General features: G+C 58.0%; 20 protein-coding genes and 1 riboswitch. Of the genes, 14 read left to right on the top strand and 6 right to left on the bottom strand.

Going from position 1 to position 24,580, the window contains the following annotated elements; all coding sequences use genetic code 11:
* Window positions 1–3: 3 nt before the first annotated feature.
* Window positions 4–843, bottom strand: coding sequence for an EamA family transporter (locus tag AO242_RS04750; RefSeq protein WP_099267880.1), 840 nt, complete (start codon window positions 841–843; stop codon window positions 4–6).
* 293 nt (window positions 844–1,136) lie between these two features.
* Here AO242_RS04750 and AO242_RS04745 point away from each other — a divergent pair, with 293 nt between their 5' ends.
* Window positions 1,137–3,107, top strand: a complete 1,971-nt coding sequence (locus AO242_RS04745; RefSeq protein WP_099267879.1) for a TonB-dependent receptor domain-containing protein — start codon at window positions 1,137–1,139, stop codon at window positions 3,105–3,107.
* A gap of 767 nt (window positions 3,108–3,874) precedes the next feature.
* Here AO242_RS04745 and AO242_RS04740 read toward each other — a convergent pair.
* Window positions 3,875–5,212 carry an ATP-binding protein gene (locus tag AO242_RS04740; protein WP_099267878.1) on the bottom strand — a complete coding sequence of 446 codons (1,338 nt, stop codon included), beginning with the start codon at window positions 5,210–5,212 and terminating at the stop codon, window positions 3,875–3,877.
* Window positions 5,213–5,241: 29 nt separating this feature from the next.
* A complete protein-coding gene (locus AO242_RS04735; protein WP_099267877.1) occupies window positions 5,242–5,997 on the bottom strand; it encodes a response regulator in 756 nt (251 codons plus the stop codon).
* Between the two features lie 342 nt (window positions 5,998–6,339).
* On the opposite strand from AO242_RS04735, the gene AO242_RS04730 reads away from it, so the two are divergent.
* Complete coding sequence (locus AO242_RS04730) at window positions 6,340–7,608, top strand: cation:proton antiporter (protein ID WP_099267876.1); 1,269 nt, start codon at window positions 6,340–6,342, stop codon at window positions 7,606–7,608.
* Window positions 7,609–7,669: 61 nt separating this feature from the next.
* On the opposite strand, the gene AO242_RS04725 is transcribed toward AO242_RS04730, so the two are convergent.
* Together AO242_RS04725 and cynS are read right to left on the bottom strand one after the other, a co-directional pair.
* On the bottom strand, window positions 7,670–8,482 hold the full coding sequence (locus tag AO242_RS04725) for a formate/nitrite transporter family protein (protein ID WP_099267875.1): 813 nt from the start codon (window positions 8,480–8,482) through the stop codon (window positions 7,670–7,672).
* Between the two features lie 59 nt (window positions 8,483–8,541).
* Window positions 8,542–8,982 (bottom strand): cyanase, encoded by a 441-nt coding sequence (gene cynS / locus AO242_RS04720; protein WP_099267874.1) that lies wholly within the window; start codon window positions 8,980–8,982, stop codon window positions 8,542–8,544.
* 296 nt (window positions 8,983–9,278) lie between these two features.
* On the opposite strand from cynS, the gene AO242_RS04715 reads away from it, so the two are divergent.
* The 9 genes from AO242_RS04715 (at window position 9,279) to AO242_RS04675 (ending at window position 18,977) form a co-directional block, all read left to right on the top strand.
* On the top strand, window positions 9,279–11,108 hold the full coding sequence (locus AO242_RS04715; protein ID WP_373562192.1) for a sigma 54-interacting transcriptional regulator: 1,830 nt from the start codon (window positions 9,279–9,281) through the stop codon (window positions 11,106–11,108).
* Window positions 11,109–11,268: 160 nt separating this feature from the next.
* Complete coding sequence (locus AO242_RS04710; protein ID WP_027902564.1) at window positions 11,269–12,090, top strand: DeoR/GlpR family DNA-binding transcription regulator; 822 nt, start codon at window positions 11,269–11,271, stop codon at window positions 12,088–12,090.
* Between the two features lie 3 nt (window positions 12,091–12,093).
* Entirely contained in the window at window positions 12,094–12,384 is a 291-nt protein-coding gene (locus AO242_RS04705) for a DUF2845 domain-containing protein (RefSeq protein WP_099267872.1), read from the top strand.
* Window positions 12,385–12,599: 215 nt separating this feature from the next.
* Window positions 12,600–13,550 (top strand): L-threonate dehydrogenase, encoded by a 951-nt coding sequence (gene ltnD, locus AO242_RS04700; RefSeq protein ID WP_257153381.1) that lies wholly within the window; start codon window positions 12,600–12,602, stop codon window positions 13,548–13,550.
* Between the two features lie 10 nt (window positions 13,551–13,560).
* On the top strand, window positions 13,561–14,853 hold the full coding sequence (otnK, locus tag AO242_RS04695) for a 3-oxo-tetronate kinase (protein ID WP_099267871.1): 1,293 nt from the start codon (window positions 13,561–13,563) through the stop codon (window positions 14,851–14,853).
* Window positions 14,850–15,503, top strand: a complete 654-nt coding sequence (otnC, locus tag AO242_RS04690) for a 3-oxo-tetronate 4-phosphate decarboxylase (RefSeq protein WP_099267870.1) — start codon at window positions 14,850–14,852, stop codon at window positions 15,501–15,503. Before otnK ends, otnC begins: the two co-directional genes overlap by 4 nt.
* A gap of 85 nt (window positions 15,504–15,588) precedes the next feature.
* Window positions 15,589–17,049 carry a GntT/GntP/DsdX family permease gene (locus tag AO242_RS04685; protein ID WP_099267869.1) on the top strand — a complete coding sequence of 487 codons (1,461 nt, stop codon included), beginning with the start codon at window positions 15,589–15,591 and terminating at the stop codon, window positions 17,047–17,049.
* 21 nt (window positions 17,050–17,070) lie between these two features.
* Window positions 17,071–17,859 (top strand): 2-oxo-tetronate isomerase, encoded by a 789-nt coding sequence (otnI, locus tag AO242_RS04680; protein ID WP_099267868.1) that lies wholly within the window; start codon window positions 17,071–17,073, stop codon window positions 17,857–17,859.
* Window positions 17,860–17,915: 56 nt separating this feature from the next.
* Window positions 17,916–18,977: an alpha/beta fold hydrolase gene (locus tag AO242_RS04675; RefSeq protein ID WP_099267867.1), complete on the top strand. Its 1,062-nt coding sequence runs from the start codon at window positions 17,916–17,918 to the stop codon at window positions 18,975–18,977.
* 872 nt (window positions 18,978–19,849) lie between these two features.
* Here the strand turns inward: AO242_RS04675 and AO242_RS04670 are convergent.
* Complete coding sequence (locus AO242_RS04670) at window positions 19,850–20,254, bottom strand: acyl-CoA thioesterase (RefSeq protein WP_099267866.1); 405 nt, start codon at window positions 20,252–20,254, stop codon at window positions 19,850–19,852.
* A 272-nt stretch (window positions 20,255–20,526) separates the two neighbouring features.
* Window positions 20,527–20,632: riboswitch (S-adenosyl-L-homocysteine riboswitch) on the top strand.
* Window positions 20,633–20,654: 22 nt separating this feature from the next.
* Here AO242_RS04670 and ahcY point away from each other — a divergent pair.
* The 3 genes from ahcY to AO242_RS04655 all read left to right on the top strand — a co-directional run bounded on the left by ahcY (window position 20,655) and on the right by AO242_RS04655 (window position 24,250).
* Window positions 20,655–22,064: an adenosylhomocysteinase gene (gene ahcY, locus AO242_RS04665; RefSeq protein WP_099267865.1), complete on the top strand. Its 1,410-nt coding sequence runs from the start codon at window positions 20,655–20,657 to the stop codon at window positions 22,062–22,064.
* Window positions 22,065–22,249: 185 nt separating this feature from the next.
* The gene (gene metF / locus AO242_RS04660; protein ID WP_027902554.1) at window positions 22,250–23,095 is read left to right on the top strand and encodes a methylenetetrahydrofolate reductase [NAD(P)H]; all 846 of its coding nucleotides are present in this window, start codon (window positions 22,250–22,252) and stop codon (window positions 23,093–23,095) included.
* Window positions 23,096–23,161: 66 nt separating this feature from the next.
* Window positions 23,162–24,250 (top strand): hypothetical protein, encoded by a 1,089-nt coding sequence (locus AO242_RS04655; RefSeq protein WP_373562191.1) that lies wholly within the window; start codon window positions 23,162–23,164, stop codon window positions 24,248–24,250.
* Window positions 24,251–24,580: the final 330 nt, after the last annotated feature.

Raw genomic sequence — 24,580 nt, 5'->3', positions numbered from 1 at the left:
TCCTTATAGTTTGATTTTCATAACCAGCATGCCGAGCAGAACCAGTCCACATGCTAAGAGGCGGGGCCGGCCAAAAGGTTCTTTCAGATAGCGCATACCAAACAGCACTACCAGAATCACACTGACCTCGCGCAAGGCCGCAGCTTCCGCCACCGAGCCCAACTGCATAGCCCATAACACCAGAGCGTAGCTGAGCAGCACGCACAAGCCGACGCTTAATCCCAGCCGCCACTGCTCACGCCAGAACAGGCTGAACGGTGCTCGCTTGTAGGTGATTGCCAGCAACGGAAACGGCCAGGCACTGATCAGCGTCAGCCAGACCAGATAATCCAGCGGATGCACGCCCATCTGCAGAGCCTGGCCGTCGATCCAGGTGTAGCAACCGATGCATACCCCGATCAACGCAACCACCGGCAGCAGCGACCAGGGCAGTCGATCACCGCCACCGCCCTGCCAGAGCAGGCAGATCATGCCGCAAGGGATCAGCAGAATGCCAAGGATTTGCTGGGTGCTCAGTTCTTCTCCGACAAATATCAAGGTGAGGGCCAGCACCACCAACGGCGACAGCCCCCGCATCAGCGGATAGACCAGCCCGAGGTCGCCGACTCTGTAGGCTTGAATCAGCAAATACCGGTACAGCAACTCGAACAGCGCCGAGGCGATCATCCATGGCCAGATGGCAGCAGGCGGCGGTTCAACGAACGCTACCGCCAGCACCGCAAACAGCAACGCCACGAAATCCATACTGGCGATGACCAACAAACGCTCACCGCTGAATTTGATCAGGGTATTCCACGTCGCGTGCAGTATCGCCGCGATCAACACCAAAGCCGTAGCCAGCAAAACGCTCTCCCTGTTTCAGATTCAGATTGCCTTACCTGTCACCGCAAAAAACATAGGACCTGTAGGAGCGAACTTGTTCGCGAACGGCTGCGCAGCAGTCGTAAATCTGACGACCCGATTCCAGCAAATGCACCGAGTCGCGGCCATTGCTGCCGCTTCGCGCCAGATCGCGAACAAGTTCACTCCTACCGGGGTCTACGCGGTCTCAATAGATCGGTTGTCACACCTTGTCCAACCTTCGCCAATGAGAATCCTTACGATTAACGTTTAACCACGCATCGTAAGGAAGTTCCATGCATTCTGTTTTTCGTTTGCGACCCACTGTCGCCATGACGAAGCTCGCGTTGGCGTGCCTCATCGCCCAAAGCGCCTGCGTTCAGGCTCAAGAAAACACCGCCGCCCCGGCGATCACTCTGGAAGATGTGACCGTTACCGCTGCCGGTTATGAGCAGAGCGTAGAGGATGCACCTGCTTCCGTGACAATCATTACAGGCGATGAACTGCGCAAGCGTTCGTTTCGCGATCTGACGGACGCCCTGCGCGACGTTGAAGGTGTGACCGTCAATGGTGGCGCCAACGAAACCGACATCTCGATACGCGGCATGCCGGCTGATTACACCTTGATTCTGGTCGATGGCAAACGCCAGAGCGCTCGTGAATCCAGGGTCAACGGCAACTCGGGCTACGAACAGAGCTTCATCCCGCCCGCCGAAGCCATCGAGCGGATCGAAGTGGTGCGCGGCCCGATGTCCTCCCTGTATGGCTCGGATGCCATCGGCGGCGTTATCAACGTCATTACCCGCAAAGTCTCAACCGAATGGGGTGGCTCGGTCACTTACGACTATTCGGCACGCCAGCACAGCGATCAGGGCAATGCACGACAAACCCAGTTCTACCTCAATGGTCCGCTGATTCAGGACACCTTGGGGCTGCAAGTCTGGGGTCGCTATCTGGACCGTCAGGCTGACGATGACGTGGAGGAAACCAATGGTTTCAGCAAAGCCGACCATAAGGACCTGACCGCACGCCTGGCTTTCACACCCACCATCGACCACGACATCCTGCTGGAAGCCGGTGCCACCCGCCTTAAAAACGGCGACGGCGTGAGTCCTAACTGGGCAACTCGCGAGCAGGAAAACAACCGTGATCACTGGTCGATCTCTCATCAGGGGCGTTGGGATTGGGCCACGTCGGACGTTTCGTTCGCCCAGGAAGAATCCAGCCGTAAAGGCGTAGCCAGCGCAACACAGCGCGACGTCCTGGGTCGCAAGCCTACTGTGAAGAACTCGGTGTTTGACGCCAAGCTGGTGATCCCGACCGAACACAACATCACCACCACCGGCCTGCAATGGAACGAAACCACGGTCACTGACTGGAACCAGGGTTTGGGCGACCGTGTGAACTACGAGTACTCCGTGGTGCAGAAAGCACTGTTCGCCGAAAACGAATGGACGATGACCGACACTTTCGCGTTGACCACCGGCCTGCGTATGGACCACCACGAACAATACGGCGTGCATTTCAGCCCACGTGTTTATGGCGTGTGGCATGCAACCGACGACTGGACCATCAAAGGCGGCGTGGCTCGCGGCTTCAAGGCTCCGGAATTGCGTGCAGTGATCGAGGACTACGCCGTCCTGCGCCGCAACACGTTCGCGATGCTCGGTAACCCGGACCTCAAGCCTGAGACGAGCACCAACTACGAGCTGTCGGCACTATGGTCCAACCGCAATAACCTGTCGGCTGGCGCAACAGTGTTCTACAACGACTTCAAGGACAAGCTGTCCACGGTGACCACCGACCAGTTCTTCGGTCCGTACATCATCATGGAACGGGTCAACGTCGACAAAGCTGTGATTCAGGGAGCGGAGCTGAACGGACGCTGGGACATCACGTCTGCGCTGGCACTGAAAGCCAACTACACCTACACCGACTCGGAGCAAAAATCCGGTGCCAACGCAGGCGCACCGCTAGCATTAACGCCCAAGCATAAAGCCAACGTACGCACTGACTGGACGCTGTCCGACAAGACACAGCTCTGGGCAGCGGTGAATTACTACGGCGAGGAGTACGGCAACACCATCACCGCTGAATCCTCACCGGGATACACCACGGCAGACTTCGGCGGCTCGTATGAGCTGACCAAAAATGTCTCGTTCAACGCCGCGTTGTACAACCTGACCGACAAGCGTCTGGACGACGAAACCTACGGCACCGTGAACTACGGCCGCACGCTGTGGGCGTCGACGACAGTGAGGTTCTGATCAGCCCCTGACAGAACGACATTTCGGTAGGAGCGAACTTGTTCGCGAGGCGATCAACTGACACACCGCGTGCCCCTTATCGCCAACAAGTTGCCTCCTACCCGAACAGCCTGACACCACGCCAACCGGTAGGAGCGAACTTGTTCGCGAGGCGATTCAACTGATACACCGCGTGGCCCTATCGCCAACAAGTTGCCTCCTACCCTAACAGCCTGGCACCGCGCCACCCGGTAGGAGCGAACTTGTTCGCGAGCGATTCAACTGACACTCCGAGTGGCCCTATCGCCAACAAGTTGCCTCCTACCCTAACGGCCTGACGCCGCGCCACCCGGTAGGAACGAACTTGTTCGCGAGGCGATTCAACTGACACACCGAGTGGCCCTATCGCCAACAAGTTGCCTCCTACCCTAACAGCCTGGCACCGCGCCACCCGGTAGGAGCGAACTTGTTCGCGAGCGATTCAACTGACACTCCGAGTGGCCCTATCGCCAACAAGTTGCCTCCTACCCTAACGGCCTGACGCCGCGCCACCCGGTAGGAACGAACTTGTTCGCGAGGCGATTCAACTGACACACCGAGTGGCCCTATCGCCAACAAGTTGCCTCCTACCCTAACAGCCTGGCACCGCGCCACCCGGTAGGAGCGAACTTGTTCGCGAGGCGATTCAACTGATACACCGCGTGGCCCTTCTCGGCAACAAGTTGCCTCCTACCCTAACAGCCTGACACCGCGCCACCCGGTAGGAGCGAACTTGTTCGCGAAGCGATTCAACACGCAGCAGGCAATCGCACTACCGCGCACAACCCGGCAGGTGGGCGGTTTTCCAATACCAGTTCCCCGCCATGTGCCTGAATACAGGCCCGAGCGATGGCCAACCCCAGGCCTAGCCCGCCGCCCTGACTGATACCCGCCCCGCCGCGGCCTAGTTGCACGAACGGCTCGAACACCTGCGTCAGCCACCCCGGTTCAATCCCCGGTCCGTGATCGAGAATCTCCAGACGAATCATGCCGACGCCCTCACGGCTCACGCTGATCTGCGCATCACCGGCATGGCGCAACGCGTTATCGATAAGGTTGGTCAACGCCCGCTTCAGCGCCAACGGTCGGCAGCGGCAACTGATCTGCTCGCTACCCTGCCACGTCACCGGCTGTTCCATCGTCCGATAACGTCGTGTCAGATCATCAAGCATCTCGTTCAGCGACACCGTTACCGTCGCTTCCTGAACCGCATCACCCCGTACGAAATCCAGCGTCTCGCGCACCATGGCACGCAGTTCATCGAGGCTTTCCAGCATGTCATCGCGTAACGGACCGTCTTCGATCAACTCAACTTGCAGACGCAGCTCAGTGATCGGCGTGTTCAGGTCATGGCTTACAGCCGCCAGCATTCTGGTTCGACCTTCAACATGGCGCGCAATGCGCTCCTGCATCACGTTGAACGCTGTGGTCAGATCCCGAGCTTCCTGTGGGCCAGACAGCGGCAGCGGCGCAATCCATTCGCCTCGGCTGACTCGCTCGGTCGCCTCGGCCAGGGTCTTGACCGGCTGTACGATCCGGCGCATGAAGAAAATCACGATCAGCAGGACCGGGATGGTAGTCACCGGCAAGGTGTAGGCGAGCAACCGGCTCCACTCATAGGCCCCCGCCGGATGCTGCAAAGAATTGAGCGTCTGCCCATCGGGCAATACGATGCTGGTGCGTAAACGCAGCGGAGCCCAACCTGCCCGGAAAAACACCGCTTCCCGAGCCGGGCCACCGGTGACTCGTTCGAGCTGGATATTCACCGCCATGTCCGGCGTCAGTTCCAGACGTGAGCGCAGCTCCTGCGCCAGACGCCGCTCTTCTTTATGCATATCAAAAGGACTGACGTCGGGCTCTCGAGCGATCCAGAAGCGAGCATCTTGCGTTTCCATGGTCGCCAACACCCGGGACGCATCAGCCGCCGACAGCTCATGGGCGACGTGGTACGCCGTGGTCAATCGCTCAAGGGTTAGGGTGCGGGACAGTGGGTGAATCAGCGCGCCCGTACGTTGTAAAAACAACATGGCAATGCCATTGGATGCCAACAGCGCCAGCAACAGCAGCAGACCTAATTGATGGGTCATACGTCTGGGCCAACAACGGCTTAGCCACTTCACTGTTGTTGCACGCGGACATCCGCCACCAACACGTAACCGCCGCCCCAGACGGTACGCAGCAATTGCGGTTGCAATGGATCGTCCACCAGCTTGCGACGCAAACGACTGATCTGGCGGTCGATGGCGCGATCATAAACATCACTGCCGGGGCGCGCCGTCAGATCCAGCAGACGCTGGCGATCGAGCGTCTGATTGGGATGCTTCAGGAATACAGTCAACAGTCTGCTTTCGGCAGTGCTGAGCTGGACCTGGCTGCCGTCAGCGCGCAGCAGTTGTTCAGTGGACGTGGTGAAACTCAGACCGGCGAATTCATAACGCTGTGTCGATGAGGCACTCAATGCCTGATCAACGCTTACTGGCGTACCGCGCCGACGCAATACGCTGTTGATTCGGGCAACCAGCTCACGCGGTTCGAAGGGTTTGGTCACGTAATCATCCGCGCCCAGGTCCAGCCCTTTCACCCGATCAGCCGAGGCGTCGCGAGCGGTCAGCAAAATCACCGGAATGTTGGCCCGCCGATGCAACATCCCGCACAGCTCAAAGCCGTCGCCATCCGGCAGCATCACGTCCAGCACCACCACATCAAAGGACTGCTGCTTGAGCAACTGCCACATACCGGCCGCATCTTCAGCAGTGCGCACGTCAAACGCATGGCGACGCAGATACACCGCCAGTGGATCGCGGATTTTGCGGTGGTCGTCGACCACGAGGATGCGTGGTGGCGAGGGATTGGCGGTTGGGTCAGAGCTCATTTCGTTCCTGATACTGCTGGGGTACCTGCCTCTTGTAGAAGCTGCCGAAGGCTGCGATAGGGATAAATCTGACATGCCGCTATCGCAGCCTTCGGCAGCTCCTACAAAAGCAAAATACAGCGCCGTATTTGCGGATGATTCCCATTAACGAGCCGCGATGATAGCCGATGCGCCACTATCAGGCACTCATTTGCAACGCTGTCGGCCTGCTGTGGTCAATGCCACTTCCCATGGATATGGAAAAATATGTGTCCGCACACGCCAGCGGCCCATCAAACCCCTGCCCGCTTCAAGTCCAAATCACTTCTGGGCACGCTTTGAATTGCAATAACAGGAAGACCGATGCTTGAACTCGTTGCTGCTTTTATCTGCCTCACCTCGCTGCTCACGTATGTGAACTTTCGTTTCATCGGCCTGCCGCCCACCATCGGCGTCATGGTCACTGCGCTGATGTTTTCGCTGATCCTGCAAGGCCTGAGTTTCATCGGCTTTCCCGGTCTCGAAGAGCGCGTCCAACAGTTGATCGGTCAGATCGATTTCGGCGATTTGCTGATGAACTGGATGCTGTCGTTCCTGCTGTTTGCGGGCGCATTGCACGTCAACCTCTCCGACCTGAAAAGTTACCGCTGGCCCATAGGCTTGCTGGCAACCTTCGGTGTGTTGATTGCCACCACCGTGATCGGCACCCTGGCCTACTGGATCTTTGGCTGGTTCGGCTGGCACGTCAGTTTCCTGTACTGCCTGCTGTTCGGCGCACTGATTTCCCCGACCGATCCGATTGCGGTACTCGGCGTGTTGCGGACCGCCAATGCGTCCAAGCCGTTGAAAACCACGATTGTTGGCGAGTCGCTGTTCAATGACGGCACGGCAGTTGTGGTGTTCACCGTGTTGCTGGGTATTGCGCAACTGGGTGAAACCCCCAGCGTCGGCGAAACCGCCATGCTGTTCGTCCACGAGGCTATCGGTGGCGTGCTGTTCGGCGGGCTGATCGGCTACGCCGTGTACCTGATGATCAAGAGCATCGAGCAGTATCAGATTGAAGTGATGCTGACGTTGGCACTGGTGATTGGCGGTTCGGCCATGGCCTCCGAGCTGCACGTATCAGGCCCGATTGCGATGGTTGTCGCGGGTCTGATCATCGGCAACCTTGGCCGTAATCTGGCGATGAACGACATGACTCGTCGCTACATGGACGGTTTCTGGGAATTGCTCGATGACATGCTCAACGCCCTGCTCTTCGCCCTGATCGGCATGGAGCTTCTGCTGTTGCCATTCTCCTGGTCGCACATGCTGGCAGCAGGCTTGCTGGCGGTGGCAATTCTGCTGTCGCGCTTTGTGACCGTGGCACCGGCCATTCTGCTACTGCGCCACTGGCGAACCGTACCCAAAGGCACGATCCGCATCCTGACATGGGGTGGTTTGCGGGGTGGTGTTTCCGTGGCATTGGCGCTGGCCTTGCCACTGGGGCCGGAGCGCGACTTGCTGCTGAGCATCACTTACATCGTGGTGCTGTCGTCGATCCTGTTGCAGGGGTTGAGCATTGGCAAGCTGGTCAAAGCGGTTACTCGTGGTGAAACACAGCCGCCACCAGAGCAAAACGAAGGGCACTAAGCCGCCAGCGCATGACCACTCGGCTCCCGCTGAGTGGTCATGCAGCTTGAGAAACGCGACGTCAGGAAAACGTGCGCTTGGGGGCGGTCCTGGCGTGAGTGCAGTAAAGCGTAAGCCCGGTAAACGCCAAGCCACCCGCCAGATTACCGAGCACCGTCGGGATTTCATTCCAGACCAGGTAGTCCATGACCGAGAATCCGCCGCCCATGATCATGGCCGATGGGAACAGAAACATGTTCACCACCGAATGCTCAAAGCCCATGAAAAAGAACAACATGATTGGCATCCACATAGCGATTACTTTGCCGCTCACGGACGTGGAAATCATGGCACCTACCACGCCCATCGAGACCATCCAGTTGCAAAGCACTCCACGCAAAAAGATCGTCACCCAGCCCGCTGTGCCGTACTCGGCATAACCGAGCGTGCGGGACTCGCCAATGCTGGCGATTTTGTGACCAACAGCGCCAGGGTCTGCATTGAAGCCATACGTGAAGACGAAAGCCATGATGAACGCGACAGTCAGCGCGCCTGCGAAGTTACCAACAAACACCAGTCCCCAGTTACGCAGGATGCCGTTGATGGTGACCCCCGGACGCTTGTCGAGCAGTGCCAGTGGCGTCAGCACGAAGACACCGGTGAGCAAGTCGAAGCCCATCAGATAAAGCATCGAGAAACCCACCGGGAATAGCACCGCGCCCAACAACGGCGAGCCGGTCTGTACCGCGATCGTCACTGCAAATACGGCCGCCAATGCCAGTATTGCGCCCGCCATAAACGCGCGGATCAGCGTGTCACGCGTTGCCATGTGAACCTTGGATTCACCGGCATCAATCATCTTTGTGACGAATTCGGAGGGGAGCAAATAAGACATTGGCGCTTTCCTTTTTGCGTACTTCGCAGTCCGCGTGGGATCAGTGGAGGTTGTCGCCGTTACCAAGCGCGGTAAGGCAGGAATTTTCCGTTGAGGGTCACACGCACCCGATCGCCCTTGGGGTCTTCGACTTTGTCGACATGCATTGAAAAGTCGATGGCAGACATGATCCCGTCGCCGAACTTCTCTTGAATCACGTCCTTGAGGGTGTCGCCATAAACGCCGACGATTTCATAGAGCCGGTAGATCATTGGGTCTTGCGGGATAGTCTGATCCCAAGTCTTTTTAGGGAATACCGTCAGTGCGCTGGCCACTTCCTCATCTACTCCCAACACTTCGCAAATGCGTGCAGCGACTTCAGGTGTAGCGCTGTTCATGCCATAACAAGCAGACGCCACCCATACCGAACCTTTACCAACTGCCTCCCCCAGCTCATCCCAGCTCATGCCTTTGCAAGCTTTGGCAGCCATCAACAGGTGGTGCATCTCTGTTTTATTCATCGCTCTGCTTCCTCTGAAGATTTTGATCCGACGTACCACGCGCGCCGTGATTGAAGAGACAAGAGCGAAATCCATGCCACTCGCAGAAATCTACCTATCCATATGAAAAATATAGAAATTTCAAAAATTTGCGCTCAATTCAGTTTCGTGAAATATCGTAAATCGCGATTTTTAGTGAAAATTTTTACGATATCTCGTACTTAGTAACCACGCAGATCCGCTGATACGTGCTCGACGAGGGCAACGAAATGCCGCAGAACTTTGCAGACGAGGCGTTCGAACACGCACCTCACCCCATGCTGATCATTGATCCGCCAGCGGACCGGCTGATCCAGGCAAATCGAGCCGCGCTGACGTTGCTGGGATGCGCTGAAAGTGATCTTGGCGATATTCGCTTCAGTCACTTTCTGGGGGATGGATTACCGCACTGGGTCACTTTTACCGACGAGACGCTGACCCAAGGCTCGGCGTGGTCGGACGACCTCAGCCTGCTGGATATCTCGCGAAGTCAGCATGCAGTGGAGGTCAGCTCCAGCGTATTGCCCGATGGCAGGGGCATCCTGCTGTTGCTTCAGGCACGCGATATTCTGGAAAAGCGCCGCAATCGCTCTGAAGCCCGCCGCCAGCATCGACTTGGGCACGTTGGCTGGGAGCGGATTTCTCAGGTTTTCGAGCGCATTGAACGCCAGAACAGGTTGATTCTGGGCGCTGTCGGCGAGGGGATTTATGGCCTAGACACCAAAGGCGAGACAACCTTTATGAACCCGGCCGCCGAGCGCATTCTTGGCTGGAATTCCAGTGACATGATTGGTCGTGACGCGCATCAGCTGTTCCATCACACCCATGGCGACGGCAGCCGCTATCCCGTTCAGCAATGCCCTATCCATGCCTCGTTCAGTGACGGTCATGTCCATCACGTCGATGACGAAGTGTTCTGGCACAAGAACGGCGAAGCCATTGCCGTCGAATACACCAGCACGCCGATTTTCGAGATGGGAAGACTGGTGGGCGCTGTAGTCCTGTTTCGTGACATTCGAGAGCGTCAGCAGGCAGAGCGAAGATTGCTTGAGGCGCTCAACGAGGTAGAACAACTCAAACAGCGTCTGGAGCTTGAAAACCAATACCTTCAGGAAGAGATAAAAGCGGAGCGCAATCATCACAATATCGTCGGCGAAAGCCCTGTCGTTTTGCACCTGATACGCCAGTTGGAGCTGGTCGCCCCTACTGACGCCAACGTGCTGATCAGCGGAGAATCAGGTACCGGCAAAGAGCTCATCGCACGCGCCATTCACGCCAGCAGTCTGCGCAGCGATCGCCCGTTGATCAGGGTGAATTGCGCGGCGATTCCACGTGACCTGTTTGAAAGCGAGTTTTTTGGCCATGTAAAAGGGGCGTTCACTGGAGCGGTCAGTCATCGCATCGGACGCTTTGAACTCGCCGACGGCGGCACACTGTTTCTCGATGAAGTCGGGGAAATTCCGCTGGAGCTACAGAGCAAACTTTTGCGGGTTTTGCAGGATCAGCAATTCGAGCGCGTGGGCGACAACGTGACTCGCGTGGTGAACGTGCGGGTTATTGCAGCGACCAATCGTGATCTGCACGAAATGGTCAAAGTGGGCGCTTTCCGGGAAGACCTGTACTTTCGCTTGAACGTATTTCCGATCAGGTCGGTGCCGCTGCGCGAGCGTGTGGCGGATATCCCTTTGCTCGCCAGCCACTTCCTGCACAGGGCACGCCAGTCGTTCAACAAGCCGGGGGTAAGACTGCCCATTGCACAGTTGCAGGTACTGAAGCGTTATTCGTGGCCCGGAAATATCAGGGAGCTGGAGAACGTCATTGAGCGCCAGATGATCGTCAGCCAGGACGGCGTTTTACGCTTCGACGATTTGCTTCCCCAAACGCCCATGCCCGAGAACACCGATCCATCCGATGCGGTTGAACCGTTGCGCGATGAGTACCTGCAACTGCAACTCAAGGCCAATGTCATCGCGATGCTCAAGCGCACGGCGGGCAAGGTGTCGGGAGAAGGCGGCGCGGCGCAACTACTGGGACTTAAACCTTCAACCCTCGCCTCGCGATTGCACAAGTGGGGTATCGACCCCAGAGTTTATAAAAAACGTCTGTGAAGACTGGTCAAGCCTACGGATAGAGCATCGGCTGACCAGAGCCAGTCTCGAGCAAAAGTGCAGCCTGTAGCGCTTACCTGCTGTCATGCGTGACTCGATTGGCTAAGATGCCACGACCGCCAGCCCGTACTGGCGGTTATACCGAAGCTCAGGAGCACGCATGTCCAGCAAAGAGGAGATCGCCGTCGTTGGCGGCACACCGATGATTCCCGATCAGCGTCGGGAGTTGATGCTGCGTCAGTTGCGCAAACATCAGGTGCTCAGCGTGCACCAACTGGTGGAAATGTTCGATTGCTCGCACATGACCATCCGCCGCGATATTGCCCTTCTGGAACAGGAAGGCCGAGCCTATTCGGTCACCGGTGGCGTACGTATCGCCAGCCAGTTGCACAGCGAACCCAGCCATCAATCCAAAGCCGTGGTCGAACTGCCGCAAAAGCAAGGCATGGCCCGACTGGCTGCCGGTTTGCTACACGACGACATGACGATTTACCTGGATGCGGGAACCAGCACCCTGGAAATTGTCCCGCACATTGCGGCGCTATCAGGCATGACCGTGGTCACCAACGACTTCGGGATCGTCAACGCGCTGGCTGATGCCACTCATGTGGATGTTATCCACACGGGCGGCTTGCTCGATCATCCGAACCGTTCGTGTGTCGGCGGTCTTGCTGCCGCGACGTTGCGCCAACTCGCGACTGACATTGCGTTCATGTCCACCAGCTCCTGGGATTTGCAGCGTGGCACGACAACACCTTCAGCGTTGAAGGTCGAGGTCAAGCAAGCCGCCATGCAGTCGGCCTCGCAAACCGTGCTGGTGGCGACCAGTTCCAAGTACGGCACCTTCGGCATGTACAAGATTGCAGCGCTGGAACAGTTCGACATCATCATCAGTGATGCGGCGCTGGCTGAAGCGGCGGCTGATGGCATTCGCAAGCATCGAGTCGAATTGCTCTTGGCGCCAGCGGCCGGGCAGCGCTGAATCATGGGTATCCGCTCATTACTGGTCGCCCTGGCCTTGCTGAGTGGAAGCGCCCACGCATCGATGCGCTGCAACAGCGCCCTGATCGATGAAGGCGACCTGGCTGTGGAAGTGCTGCGCAAATGCGGCCCGCCTGCCGAGCGCCAGATCACCCCACCTGCACTGGCTGCCAATGGCCAGCTGAAACACGGCGCTGTCACAGTCGAAACCTGGGTCTATGGGCCAGAGAACGGCATGTACCGCAACCTGCGGTTCATTGATGGCCGGCTCGTTCAGATCAAAAGCAGCAAGTAGCTCCACCCCCTCCCGTAGGACCGGCTTCAGCCGGGAGGGGGCCAGTACAGTCGCTGCATATCCGTCGTCAGAAATAATGCCCTCCCGGCTAAAGCCGGTCCTACGGGTGGTCGCGCACCACACAAGAATGTGAATCCATGTGAACAATAAATAATACTTCACATTATTCGCTCACTGATTCACTATCGGATTCACAGATCAGAACAATTCGACCGATTGCTGGCAGTGACGAGCATCGGCAACCATCCGAGGAAGACAGCATGACTAACAAGAACGTCGGCGTTATTGGCTTGGGTGCGATGGGTTTGGGCATTGCCCGCTCGTTGCTGCGCAGTGGTTTCAATGTGCATGCGTGTGATGTCCGCAGCGCAGTAACCGAGCAGTTCGCCACCGAAGGCGGCGTTGCCTGTGCATCCCCTGCTGCCATGGCAGCCGCGTGTGATGTGATCATCACCGTCGTTGTCAACGCTGAGCAGACCGAAACCGTATTGTTTGGTGAGAACGGCGCCATCGCAGCACTGCGCCCTGGCAGCCTGGTCATCGGTTGCGCCACCGTCGCGCCGACCTTCGCAGTCGAGCTCGGCCAACGTCTGGTCGACAAAGGCCTGCTGTACCTTGATGCGCCGATCTCTGGCGGCGCAGCTAAAGCAGCTGCCGGTCAGATGACCATGATGACCTCCGGCCCGGCTGAATCCTACGCCAAGGCTCAAGCGATTCTCGACGGCATGGCAGGCAAGGTTTATCGCCTTGGCGACGTTCACGGCCTTGGCTCGAAAGTCAAAATCATCAACCAGTTGCTGGCCGGTGTTCACATCGCCGCCAGTGCCGAAGCCATGGCGCTGGGGCTGCGTGAAGGCGTCGACGCCGACGCACTTTACGAAGTGATCACGAACAGTGCCGGTAACTCGTGGATGTTCGAGAACCGCGTGCCGCACATCCTCAAGGCCGATTACACGCCGCTCTCGGCTGTGGATATCTTCGTCAAGGATCTGGGCTTGGTACTGGATACCGCTCGCACCAGCAAATTCCCGCTGCCGCTGTCAGCCACTGCACACCAGATGTTCATGCAGGCTTCCAGCGCCGGTTACGGTCGTGAAGATGACTCCGCCGTGATCAAGATTTTCCCGGGCATCGAATTGCCGAAAGCCAAGCCAGAACAAGCTTAAGGGGCAACCGATGAGTAATTCTCCTGTGCGCCCGTTGCTGGGCTGCATCGCCGACGATTTCACCGGCGCCACTGACCTGGCCAACATGCTGGTGCGCGGCGGCATGCGTACCGTGCAAAGCATCGGTATTCCGACCGCTGAAATGGCGGCCGATCTGGACGCTGACGCCATCGTCATTGCCTTGAAATCCCGCACCACGCCTGCCGCCGAAGCCGTCGAGGAATCCCTCGCTGCGCTGGAATGGCTGCGCGAGCGTGGCTGCGAGCAGATCTTCTTCAAGTACTGCTCGACGTTCGACTCCACGGCTGCGGGCAACATCGGCCAGGTCAGCGAAGCATTGCTGAAAAAGCTCGGCGGCGACTTCACCCTGGCGTGCCCGGCGTTCCCGGAAAACGGCCGCACAATCTTCCGTGGCCACCTGTTCGTTCAGGACCAGCTGCTCAGCGAATCCGGCATGCAGCATCACCCGCTGACGCCGATGACCGACGCCAATCTGGTACGTGTGCTGCAATCGCAAACCCAACAGAAAGTCGGCCTGCTGCGCTACGACAGCATCGCCAAAGGCGTTGAAGGCGTGCGCAGCAAGATTGCCGAGTTGCGCGCCGACGGTGTGAGCATGGCGATTGCCGATGCGCTGTCCGATGCCGATCTTTATACCTTGGGCGAAGCCTGCGCCGACCTGCCCTTGCTCACTGGCGGTTCGGGTCTGGCCCTGGGCTTGCCGGGCAACTTCCGCAAGGCTGGCAAATTGCGCGACATCGACGCCGCCAGACTGGAGCCGGTTGAGGGGGGTGAAGTGGTGCTGGCAGGTAGCGCGTCGGTCGCCACCAATGGTCAGGTCGCGGCCTGGCTTGAAGCCAATCGCCCTGCCCTGCGTATCAACCCATTGGAACTGGCCGCTGGCCGTCCGGTGGTTGAACAGGCGCTGGAGTTCGCTCGCAAAGCCGGTGAAACGGTATTGATCTACGCCACCAGTTCGCCAAACGAAGTCAAAGCCGTTCAGCAACAACTGGGCGTTGAACGTGCGGGTGCGCTGGTTGAGGACGCCCTGGGACAGATCGCCAAAGGACTGCTGCATGCAGGCGTGCGCCGCTTCGTCGTGGCGGGCGGTGAAACTTCGGGCGCTGTAGTTCAGGCATTGGGTGTGCAACTGCTCAAAATCGGCGCGCAGATTGATCCGGGTGTTCCGGCAACTGTCAGCAGCGGCAGCCAACCGCTGGCCCTGGCGTTGAAATCCGGCAACTTCGGTGGCCGCGACTTCTTCAGCAAGGCCCTCAAGCAGTTGGCGGGGGAATCTGTATGAGTGCGGAAAACCAACGTACGGAGAACACGCTTCGCGAAGAAATCTGCGACATCGGCAGACTGTTGTATGGCCGTGGCTACACCGTCGGCAGCGCCGGAAACATCAGCGCGCGGCTCGATGACGGCTGGCTGATTACGCCAACTGACGCGTGCCTGGGTCGCCTTGATCCGACCGAAATCGCCAAGGTCAATCTGGCCGGTGAATGGGTGTCGGGCAGCAAACCTTCGAAGACCCTCGCGCTGCATCGCGAGGTCTACGACCGCAATCCGGGTGTGGGCGGCGTGGTGCATACCCACTCCACGCATCTGGTTGCGTTGACCCTGGCGGGCGTCTGGCAGGAGGACAACATCCTGCCGCCACTGACGCCTTATCAGGTGATGAAAGTCGGGCAGATTCCACTCATTGGTTATGAGCGTCCCGGCTCGCCGAAAGTCGCCCAGCGCGTCGCACAACTGGCCAACAGTGTGCGCGGCGTGATGCTCGAACGGCTCGGACCGGTTATGTGGGAAAGCTCGGTTGCCAAGGCCGCCTACGCCCTCGAAGAACTGGAAGAGACCGCTCGACTCTGGTTGATGAGCAACCCGAAACCCGCGCCACTCGACCCGGCTGCTCTGGAAGAGTTGCGTGAGGTTTTTGGGGCCAAGTGGTAGTTCAAGGCATTTGATTGAGGGCCGTTCAGCGGCCCCCGACAAGACCCGGCCCAGCCGGAAAACAATAACAATGGGACTTTAAAGTATGACGCCACTAATGCTGATGTTGATCGCTGGCGCGGGCATCGCGCTGCTGCTGTTCCTGGTCCTCAAGTACAAATTCCAGCCGTTCGTGGCGTTGATGCTGGTGAGCATCATTGTTGCGCTGGTCGCAGGTGTGAAGCCGGCTGATCTGGTTGCCACCATTGAAGGCGGCATGGGCAAAACCCTCGGTCACATTGCGATCATCATTGCCTTGGGCGCGATGATCGGACGCATCATCGAGCTGTCCGGTGGTGCCGAGGCATTGGCAAAAACCCTGATCAAACGCTTCGGCAACCGGCGTACTCCGCTGGCGCTGACCGTTGCCGGTTTCATCGTCGGTATTCCGGTGTTCTTCGAAGTGGGCGTGATCATCCTCATGCCGCTGGCCTACGGCGTAGCCCGTGCAGCACGTAAACCACTGCTGCTGTTCGCCTTGCCGATGTGTGCGGCATTGCTGGCGGTGCATGCCTTCCTGCCGCCGCATCCGGGCGCTGTGGCCGCTGCCGGTCAGTTGGGTGCCGACCTGGGTCGCGTACTGATGTTTGGTATTCCGATGGTTGCGGTCCTGAGCCTGGTCGGTTACTTCATCGCGGGGCGCATGACACGCAAGTTCTACCCGATGACTGACGATATCCGTGCCGAAGTCTACGGCCCGCATATGACCAACACCGACCTGCAAGCCTGGCATAACGGCGACTACTCCAACACCAGCAGCGAAGCGGCGCATTCGAGCAAGCCGGGTCTGGAAGAAAGCGCCAGCAGTCTTGCCGCATCGCTGCCGCCCGCTCCGGCGCCTGGCTTCGGCTTGATCATCGGCCTGATCCTGCTGCCGATCGTACTGATTCTGCTCGGTACGTTGGCCACCACCATGCTGCCGGTCGACTCGACGCTGCGCAGTGTGCTGACTGTATTGGGCGCGCCGCTGGTTGCGCTGCTGATCGACACTCTGCTGTGTGCCTGGTTGCTGGGTACTCGCCGTGGCTGGAGCCGCACTCAGGTGTCTGACGTGATCGGCTCGGCACTGCCGGGTGTGGCCATGGTTATCCTGATCGCTGGTGCAGGTGGCGTGTTCGGTAAAGTGCTGGTTGATACCGGTATCGGCGCTGTCGTCTCTGAAGCACTTCGCACCACCGGCCTGCCGGTTCTGGCACTGGGCTTCCTGCTGACCCTGCTGCTGCGTGCCGTACAAGGTTCTACCACCGTTGCACTGGTGACCACTGCCGGTATTCTCAGCCCGCTGATCGCAACCCTGAACCTGACACCTAACCACCTGGCACTGCTGTGTCTGGCCATGGGCGGTGGCGGTCTGGCAATGTCGCACATCAACGATGCCGGTTACTGGATGTTCACCAAACTGGCGGGCCTTAATGTCGCCGACGGCCTGCGTACCTGGACCGTGCTGGTTACTATCCTCGGCACCCTGGGCTTCCTCGCGACCCTGGTGATCTGGCCATTCGTCTGATCCAACAAGACTGGAGTTAACATGCCTCGTTTCGCTGCCAACCTCAGCATGCTCTACCCGCAACATGATTTTCTCGAGCGCTTCAGCGCAGCGGCCGCCGATGGTTTCGGCGCCGTCGAGTATCTGTTTCCGTATGACTACAGCACTCAGGAGCTCAAGCAGCGCCTGAGTGACAACGGACTGGTGCAAGCGCTGTTCAATGCACCGCCGGGTGACTGGGCAGCAGGCGAACGAGGCATTGCTTCGTTGCCAGGTCGTGAAGAAGAGTTTCGTACCGGCATCGCCCGCGCGCTGGAATACGCAAACGTGCTGGGCAACGACCGGATTCACGTGATGGCGGGTTTGTTGCCCGGTGAAGAGCTTCGTGCACGCCATCAGGCGGTGTATCTGGAAAACCTCGCCTACGCCGCCGCACAAGCCGCCAAGGCAGGCATCACGGTGCTGATCGAGCCGATCAATACCCGTGACATGCCGGGGTTCTTCCTGAATCGTCAGGATCAGGCGCAAGCCATCTGTAAAGAAGTGGGCGCTGCCAACCTCAAGGTGCAGTTCGACTTCTATCATTGCCAGATCGTCGAAGGCGATGTGATCTCAAAACTGCGTCGCGATTTCGCTGGCGTTGGCCATATCCAGATCGCCGGTGTGCCGGATCGACACGAGCCGAATCTGGGCGAGTTGAACTACAACTGGCTGTTCGAAGAAATCGATCGCCTGGGTTACACCGGCTGGATTGGCTGCGAATATCGCCCCAAAGGCGACACCAGCACCGGCCTGCAATGGTTGCGCGATTGGCAGAGCCTCAAGCGCTGAGTACAGTCAGCCCTGGCAATAGCTACACCTCATAAAAACAAAAAGAGGAACTGAACATGCGAGGATTCAAAGGTGGCCTGTGCGCTGCGCTGCTGATCGTGGCGCAGACGGGAATGGCCTTCGCGGCGAGTGTTCCAGCCGCAGTTGAGGCGGTATGGACAGCCCCCAGCTTCACTTTCCATACCGGCGAAAAACTGGATAACCTGCGGATGAGCTATATCACCGTGGGCGATCCCAAGAACCCGGCGATACTCTATCTGCACGGCACCAATCGTCCGGCCAGTGACATGCTGGGCAAGGAATTCGGGGGTGAGCTGTTTGGTCCGGGGCAGCCTCTGGACGCCAGCAAGTATTACATCGTCGCGCCCGATGGCATCGGCGTCGGCAAGTCGAGCAAGCCTTCTGACGGTTTGCGCATGAAGTTTCCCGCCTACAACTACGACGACATGGTCGAGGCGCAGTATCGCCTGCTGACCGAAGGCATGGGCATCAAGCATTTGCGGCTGGTCATGGGCAACTCCATGGGCGGCATGCAGACCTGGATGTGGGGCCAGAAATGGCCAGACATGATGGACGCGCTGGTACCGATGGCTTCGCAACCTACCGCGATGTCGGCGCGCAACTGGATCATGCGGCGCATGTTGATCGAATCCATCAAGCAGGACCCGGCCTGGAACGAAGGCAACTACACCAGCCCGCCGCCTTCGTTGCGCTTGGCCAACGTGATGTTTGGCTTCGGTACCAGCGGTGGCACCCTTGCTTATCAGGCTTTGGCGCCAACGCGAGCTCAGGCAGACAAACTGGTTGATGAAAAGCTGGCAGCGCCGCTGCCAGGGGATGCCAACGATTTCATCTACCAATGGCAGTCCTCGGCGGACTACGATGTCTCGCCAAAGCTATCGGCAATCAAAGCGCCGGTGCTGGCAATCAACAGTGCCGACGACGAGCGTAATCCACCTGAGACCGGGACTATGCAGAAATCACTCGCTCAGTTGAAAAACGCGCGTCTGGTGTTGATTCCTGCCAGCGCGGAGACCCGCGGGCACGGTACGACCAACATGGCTCGCTTTTATGCTGAACCGCTGGGTGAGTTCATGAAGGCGACTGCGCGGCCTTAACCACGCAGTTTCAGGTAGGAGCCAACTTGTTGGCGAGGCGCAGGTACTGGGAAAACAGGAACATCGTCTCGCGAACAAGTTCGCTCCTACCGGATGTGGGTCGCAGGCAGTCAGCGCCCCCCCTTAACCACGCATTTTCAGGTAGGAGCCAACTTGTTGGCGAGGCGCAACCACTGTGAAAACAGGAATATCGTCTCGCGAACAAGTTCGCTCCTACCGGATGTGGGTCGCAGGCAGTCAGCGCCCCCCCTTAACCACGCATTTTCAGGTAGGAGCCAACTTGTTGGCGAGGCGCAACCACTGTGAAAACAGGAATATCGTCTCGCGAACAAGTTCGCTCCTACCGGATGTGGGTCGCAGGCAGTCAGCGCCCCGCCTTAACCACGCATTTTCAGGTAGGAGCCAACTTGTTGGCGAGGCGCAGGTACTGGGAAAACAGGAACATCGTCTCGCGAACAAGTTCGCTCCTACCGGATGTGGGTCGCAGGCAGTTAGCGCCCCGCCTTAACCACGCAGTTTCAGGTAGGAGCCAACTTGTTGGCGAGGCGCAACTACTGTGAAAACAGGAATATCGTCTCGCGAACAAGTTCGCTCCTACCGGATGTGGGTCGCAGGCAGTCAGCGCCCCGCCCTAACCACGCATTTTCAGGTAGGAGCCAACTTGTTGGCGAGGCGCAGGTACTGGGAAAACAGGAACATCGTCTCGCGAACAAGTTCGCCCCTACCGGATGTGGGTCGCAGGCAGTCAGCGCCCCGCCTTAACCACGCATTTGCAGGTAGGAGCCAACTTGTTGGTGAGGCGCAACTACTGTGAAAACAGGAATATCGTCTCGCGAACAAGTTCGCTCCTACCGGATGTGGGTCGCAGGCATTCAGCCGTCTACCGTCTCTTCCTTGAACTGATCTTTCACATAGGTGATTTCGGTCTTGCCGTGTGGCGCTGGCAGGCCGTCTTCGCCGAGGTTGACGAACACCATCTTCTCAACCGTCAGGATGCTCTTGCGGGTGATCTTGTTGCGGACCTGACAGGTCAGGGTGATCGAAGTGCGGCCAAATTCGGTGGCGGTGATACCCAACTCGATGATGTCGCCCTGACGCGAAGCGCTGACAAAGTTGATCTCTGAAATGTACTTGGTCACCACGCGCTGGTTGCCCAGTTGCACGATGGCGTAGATCGCTGCTTCCTCATCGATCCAGCGCAACAGGCTGCCACCGAACAGGGTGCCGTTGGGGTTGAGGTCTTCAGGTTTAACCCACTTGCGAGTGTGGAAGTTCATGTCTGCTCCTGATCGTCTGCGGATTGATGCCGGTCATCATGGCAGACACAGCTGATATCAGCACAGTCATCGCCCTCTATTGAATTGATAAGGCTACGCTGGATTGAGCACGTTACAGCCGTACCCTCCGTCCGCTTTAATGCACTTTTTCAATCATCAGATTGAAGTTAGCCGAGCATCCGCCGATAGAAAACATTGGGAAGATGAGTCAGCTTGGCTATAATCCCCACCGTTTCAAAACGGTCATCTTCACTTGATACCGTTCCCGCCACCTGTCCGAGGGGCGCTGCAGCAGGTTTTCCTGTCAGGCTCGGATGGGGCGTTGTTTGACCGGGTTGTCCCTGTCGAACCTTAAACGCACAACGGCGCCCATTCGCACACTACGAATGGAGACTCTCTAATGAGTGCAGTACTTACGCCCGCAGATTTTTCCGACTACAAAGTAGCCGACATGTCCCTGGCTGCCTGGGGCCGTCGCGAAACCATCATCGCTGAATCCGAAATGCCTGCACTGATGGGCCTGCGCCGCAAATACTCCGGCGAGCAACCGCTCAAGGGCGCGAAGATTCTCGGCTGCATACACATGACCATTCAGACTGCCGTACTGATCGAAACCCTGGTTGCCCTGGGTGCCGAAGTTCGCTGGTCGTCCTGCAACATTTTCTCCACTCAAGACCAGGCCGCTGCTGCCATTGCTGCTGCCGGTATCCCTGTTTTCGCCTGGAAAGGCGAGACTGAAGAAGAATACGAGTGGTGCCTTGAGCAAACCATCCTGAAAGATGGCGCGCCTTGGGATGCCAACATGATCCTCGACGACGGCGGCGACCTGACCGAGCTGCTGCACAAGAAATATCCGGCCATCCTGGACCGCGTTCACGGCGTGACCGAAGAAACCACCACTGGCGTTCACCGCCTGCTGGACATGCTGGCCAAAGGCGAGCTGAAAATCCCGGCCATCAACGTCAACGACTCGGTGACCAAGAGCAAGAACGACAACAAGTACGGCTGCCGTCACAGCCTGAACGACGCTATCAAGCGTGGTACTGACCACCTGCTGTCGGGCAAGCAAGCACTGGTTATCGGTTATGGCGACGTGGGCAAGGGCTCGGCTCAATCCCTGCGTCAGGAAGGCATGATCGTTAAAGTCACCGAAGTCGACCCGATCTGCGCCATGCAAGCCTGCATGGACGGTTTCGAACTGGTTTCGCCGTTCATCGACGGTGAAAACGACGGCACCGAAGCAAGCATCGACAAAGCACTGCTGGGCAAGATCGACCTGATCGTGACCACCACTGGTAACGTCAATGTCTGCGACTCGAACATGCTCAAAGCGCTGAAAAAACGCGCTGTGGTCTGCAACATCGGTCACTTCGACAACGAAATCGACACCGCTTTCATGCGCAAGAACTGGGCATGGGAAGAAGTGAAGCCACAGGTACATAAGATCCACCGTACCGGCCCTGGCGCATTCGATGCCCAGAACGACGACTACCTGATCCTGCTGGCCGAAGGCCGTCTGGTTAACCTGGGCAACGCCACTGGTCACCCAAGCCGCATCATGGACGGTTCGTTCGCCAACCAGGTTCTGGCGCAGATCTTCCTGTTCGGTCAGAAGTATGCCGATCTGTCCCCGGCTCAAAAAGCCGAGCGTCTGACCGTTGAAGTACTGCCGAAGAAACTCGACGAAGAAGTGGCCCTGGAAATGGTTCGCGGCTTCGGCGGCGTTGTGACCAAACTGACCAAAACCCAGGCCGACTACATCGGCGTGACCATTGATGGTCCGTTCAAGCCGCACGCGTATCGCTACTAAGCAGCGGTAAGTTTCAAGCTTCAAGCGGCAAGTAAAAGCGTTTCATTTACTTGTGGCTTGGGCTTGGCGCTTGTTTCTTTATCGTTTTTATGCAGCCGTGAGCTGCAAGCTTTGGTGACAAGATTGGGCGCATTGCCCTCTTGCAGCTTTTAGCTTGCAGCTTGTAGCTGGAGGTTCCCTCCACCATGTCCCAAGACCGCAGCTTCAGCTTCGAATTCTTCCCGACGAAGACCGAGGCTGGCCATGAAAAGCTTCTGAACGTTGCTCGTCAGATAGCCAGTTACAACCCCGCTTTTTTCTCCTGCACTTATGGTGCCGGTGGATCCACGCGCGACGGTACGATCAACACCGTCATGCAGCTGCAAAACGAAGTAAAAGTACCGTCCGCACCGCATCTGTCCTGCGTTGGCGACAGCAAGGATGACCTGCGCGTTCTGCTGAACCAATACAAGGAAGCCGGTATCAAGCGCATCGTTGCACTGCGCGGCGACCTGCCCTCGGGTATGGGCATGTCCAGCGGTGAACTGCGCTACGCCAGCGACCTGGTTTCGTTCATTCGTGAAGAAACCGGCAGCCATTTCCACATCGAAGTAGCGGCTTATCCTGAGATGCACCCTCAGGCGCGCAATTTCGATGACGACGTGAAGAACTTCGTGCACAAGGCCCAGGCCGGTGCCGACAGCGCAATTACCCAGTATTTCTTCAACGCCGACAGCTACTTCCACTTCCTGGAACGCGTGCAGAAGAAAGGCGTTACCCTGCCAATCGTGCCGGGCATCATGCCGATCACCAACTACAGCAAGCTCGCGCGCTTCTCCGATGCCTGCGGTGCGGAAATCCCGCGCTGGATCCGCAAGCAACTGGAAGCCTACGGCGACGACGTGCAAAGCATCCAGGCGTTTGGCGAACAGGTCATTACCGAGATGTGCGAACGCCTGCTGCAAGGTGGCGCGCCAGGGCTTCACTTCTATACCCTGAACCAGGCTGAACCGAGCCTGGCGGTCTGGAACAACCTGAAGTTGCCGCGTTAAGATACGCGGCTTTTTTACGGTGTAGGTCTTGAGTGCCAAGACCTACGATTGCCTGGACGTATGTCGTTGACTTTACCATCTGAAAATAAAACCTCAACGCCGCAACTCATCTATCTGGTGTTCGGCGCTCAAACCTACCATCAGGAGGCGGTCTTCAGCATCGCCAGTGCCCTGGCTTGCAAGCGTCAGCAGCCGGCTCAGGCATTCGACATCCAGGTGTTCACTGACGACCCATTGCCCTACCAGAATCTACCGGTCCATATCCGTACCCTGGATGCAGAAACCCGCAAGGCATGGAGCGAGCCGCATGGCTATCATTTCCGGGCCAAGCATGTCGTCGTGCGCCTTGTGCTTGATGAATATGAGCGCGCATTGCTGATCGATACAGACACCATTTTCAACACCACTCCCTACGCGCTTTTCGATCGGGTAAAACCTGGCACGCTGCTCTGTAATGCGATTGCAGGAAGTTACGGCTCGAACCGGGAATCTAAGCTCTACAAGGCGCTGGCGCCGACACTGCAGTCAAGAGGCCTTGCTGACGATCAGATGCCCATGATCAATTCCGGGGTGATTGGACTGACCCGGGACGACGCCCAGTTGCTGGACAGGTCCATTGCTCTGATGGACGAGTTTTATCCGCTGGCCAATAAAGCCTACAGCCTCGAAGAGTTCTGCCTTGGCATGGCTGCGTACAACAACAAGCAGATCGAACAGTGTACGGACCTCGTTTACCATTACTGGAGCCGCAAACAACTGTTCAGAGCCAAGATAAACGCATGGTTACTGGAGCACGCAGATAATCCTGCCCACGATAAAGCGCTGGACGCTACCCAGCGCGTCAGTACCGTGGTGCCACGTCCGCCCGCCTGGCAGCGTTCGATGTACAAAACGGCGACGCTGTTCGCGCCACGCGAGCAACGTCAGTTTGCCCTCGAGATCCTTTACGGCTGCTACACCCATAGCAACGAATTCGATCGAGCGTGCTGCACAGTATGGTGGGACAAAGCTCGAGAAAATGCTGAAAAACGCCAAAAGCGGCCGATGGAATCCGTGCAACTTGAGCAGTGGTTGAATCACTGGGTACTTCGCACATTGCTCGGGCGGCGCCGAGAGGCTGTTCACGCGCATTTGATGCAGGGTTCTGCCCGATAATCGCGATAACCTGCTGTACTCCGCGCTCAACTAATGGCACCGTTGAGCAGCAGGAAAGCAGCGCTTGGCGTTTGCTCTGTTATACTCCGGCCTTCCCGCCAGGCTTACGCCCGGATGCTCGGTCTTGTTTCAGGCTCCTCGATCACGCCAATAGCGCATCTTCTTTTATTGCGCAGCGTCACGAGATGCACTGAAGGCCCAGCAGGACCGGACGGGACTGCGTTCTCCAAAGCTTGAACGAAAACACCGAGCCGCGATCACCCTGTTCACCGAACGGCATGATCGACGCTCAGGCAGTTTCGACGAAGCCTGAACGCCATTCGCGCCAGG

It is taken from the genome of Pseudomonas sp. ICMP 561 (assembly GCF_002699985.1).
Lineage (GTDB): Bacteria > Pseudomonadota > Gammaproteobacteria > Pseudomonadales > Pseudomonadaceae > Aquipseudomonas > Aquipseudomonas quasicaspiana.
This window is presented reverse-complemented; position numbering and strand designations above follow the sequence as displayed.

Bases quoted from the DNA above. Each gene is read 5' to 3' on its own strand.
- AO242_RS04745 (WP_099267879.1), top strand. From the start codon at position 1,137: ATGCATTCTGTTTTTCGTTTGCGACCCACTGTCGCCATGACGAAGCTC.
- AO242_RS04740 (WP_099267878.1), bottom strand. From the start codon at position 5,212: ATGACCCATCAATTAGGTCTGCTGCTGTTGCTGGCGCTGTTGGCATCC.
- AO242_RS04735 (WP_099267877.1), bottom strand. From the start codon at position 5,997: ATGAGCTCTGACCCAACCGCCAATCCCTCGCCACCACGCATCCTCGTG.
- AO242_RS04730 (WP_099267876.1), top strand. From the start codon at position 6,340: ATGCTTGAACTCGTTGCTGCTTTTATCTGCCTCACCTCGCTGCTCACG.
- AO242_RS04725 (WP_099267875.1), bottom strand. From the start codon at position 8,482: ATGTCTTATTTGCTCCCCTCCGAATTCGTCACAAAGATGATTGATGCC.
- cynS (WP_099267874.1), bottom strand. From the start codon at position 8,982: ATGAATAAAACAGAGATGCACCACCTGTTGATGGCTGCCAAAGCTTGC.
- AO242_RS04715 (WP_373562192.1), top strand. From the start codon at position 9,279: ATGCTGATCATTGATCCGCCAGCGGACCGGCTGATCCAGGCAAATCGA.
- AO242_RS04710 (WP_027902564.1), top strand. From the start codon at position 11,269: ATGTCCAGCAAAGAGGAGATCGCCGTCGTTGGCGGCACACCGATGATT.
- AO242_RS04705 (WP_099267872.1), top strand. From the start codon at position 12,094: ATGGGTATCCGCTCATTACTGGTCGCCCTGGCCTTGCTGAGTGGAAGC.
- otnK (WP_099267871.1), top strand. From the start codon at position 13,561: ATGAGTAATTCTCCTGTGCGCCCGTTGCTGGGCTGCATCGCCGACGAT.
- otnC (WP_099267870.1), top strand. From the start codon at position 14,850: ATGAGTGCGGAAAACCAACGTACGGAGAACACGCTTCGCGAAGAAATC.
- AO242_RS04685 (WP_099267869.1), top strand. From the start codon at position 15,589: ATGACGCCACTAATGCTGATGTTGATCGCTGGCGCGGGCATCGCGCTG.
- otnI (WP_099267868.1), top strand. From the start codon at position 17,071: ATGCCTCGTTTCGCTGCCAACCTCAGCATGCTCTACCCGCAACATGAT.
- AO242_RS04675 (WP_099267867.1), top strand. From the start codon at position 17,916: ATGCGAGGATTCAAAGGTGGCCTGTGCGCTGCGCTGCTGATCGTGGCG.
- AO242_RS04670 (WP_099267866.1), bottom strand. From the start codon at position 20,254: ATGAACTTCCACACTCGCAAGTGGGTTAAACCTGAAGACCTCAACCCC.
- ahcY (WP_099267865.1), top strand. From the start codon at position 20,655: ATGAGTGCAGTACTTACGCCCGCAGATTTTTCCGACTACAAAGTAGCC.
- metF (WP_027902554.1), top strand. From the start codon at position 22,250: ATGTCCCAAGACCGCAGCTTCAGCTTCGAATTCTTCCCGACGAAGACC.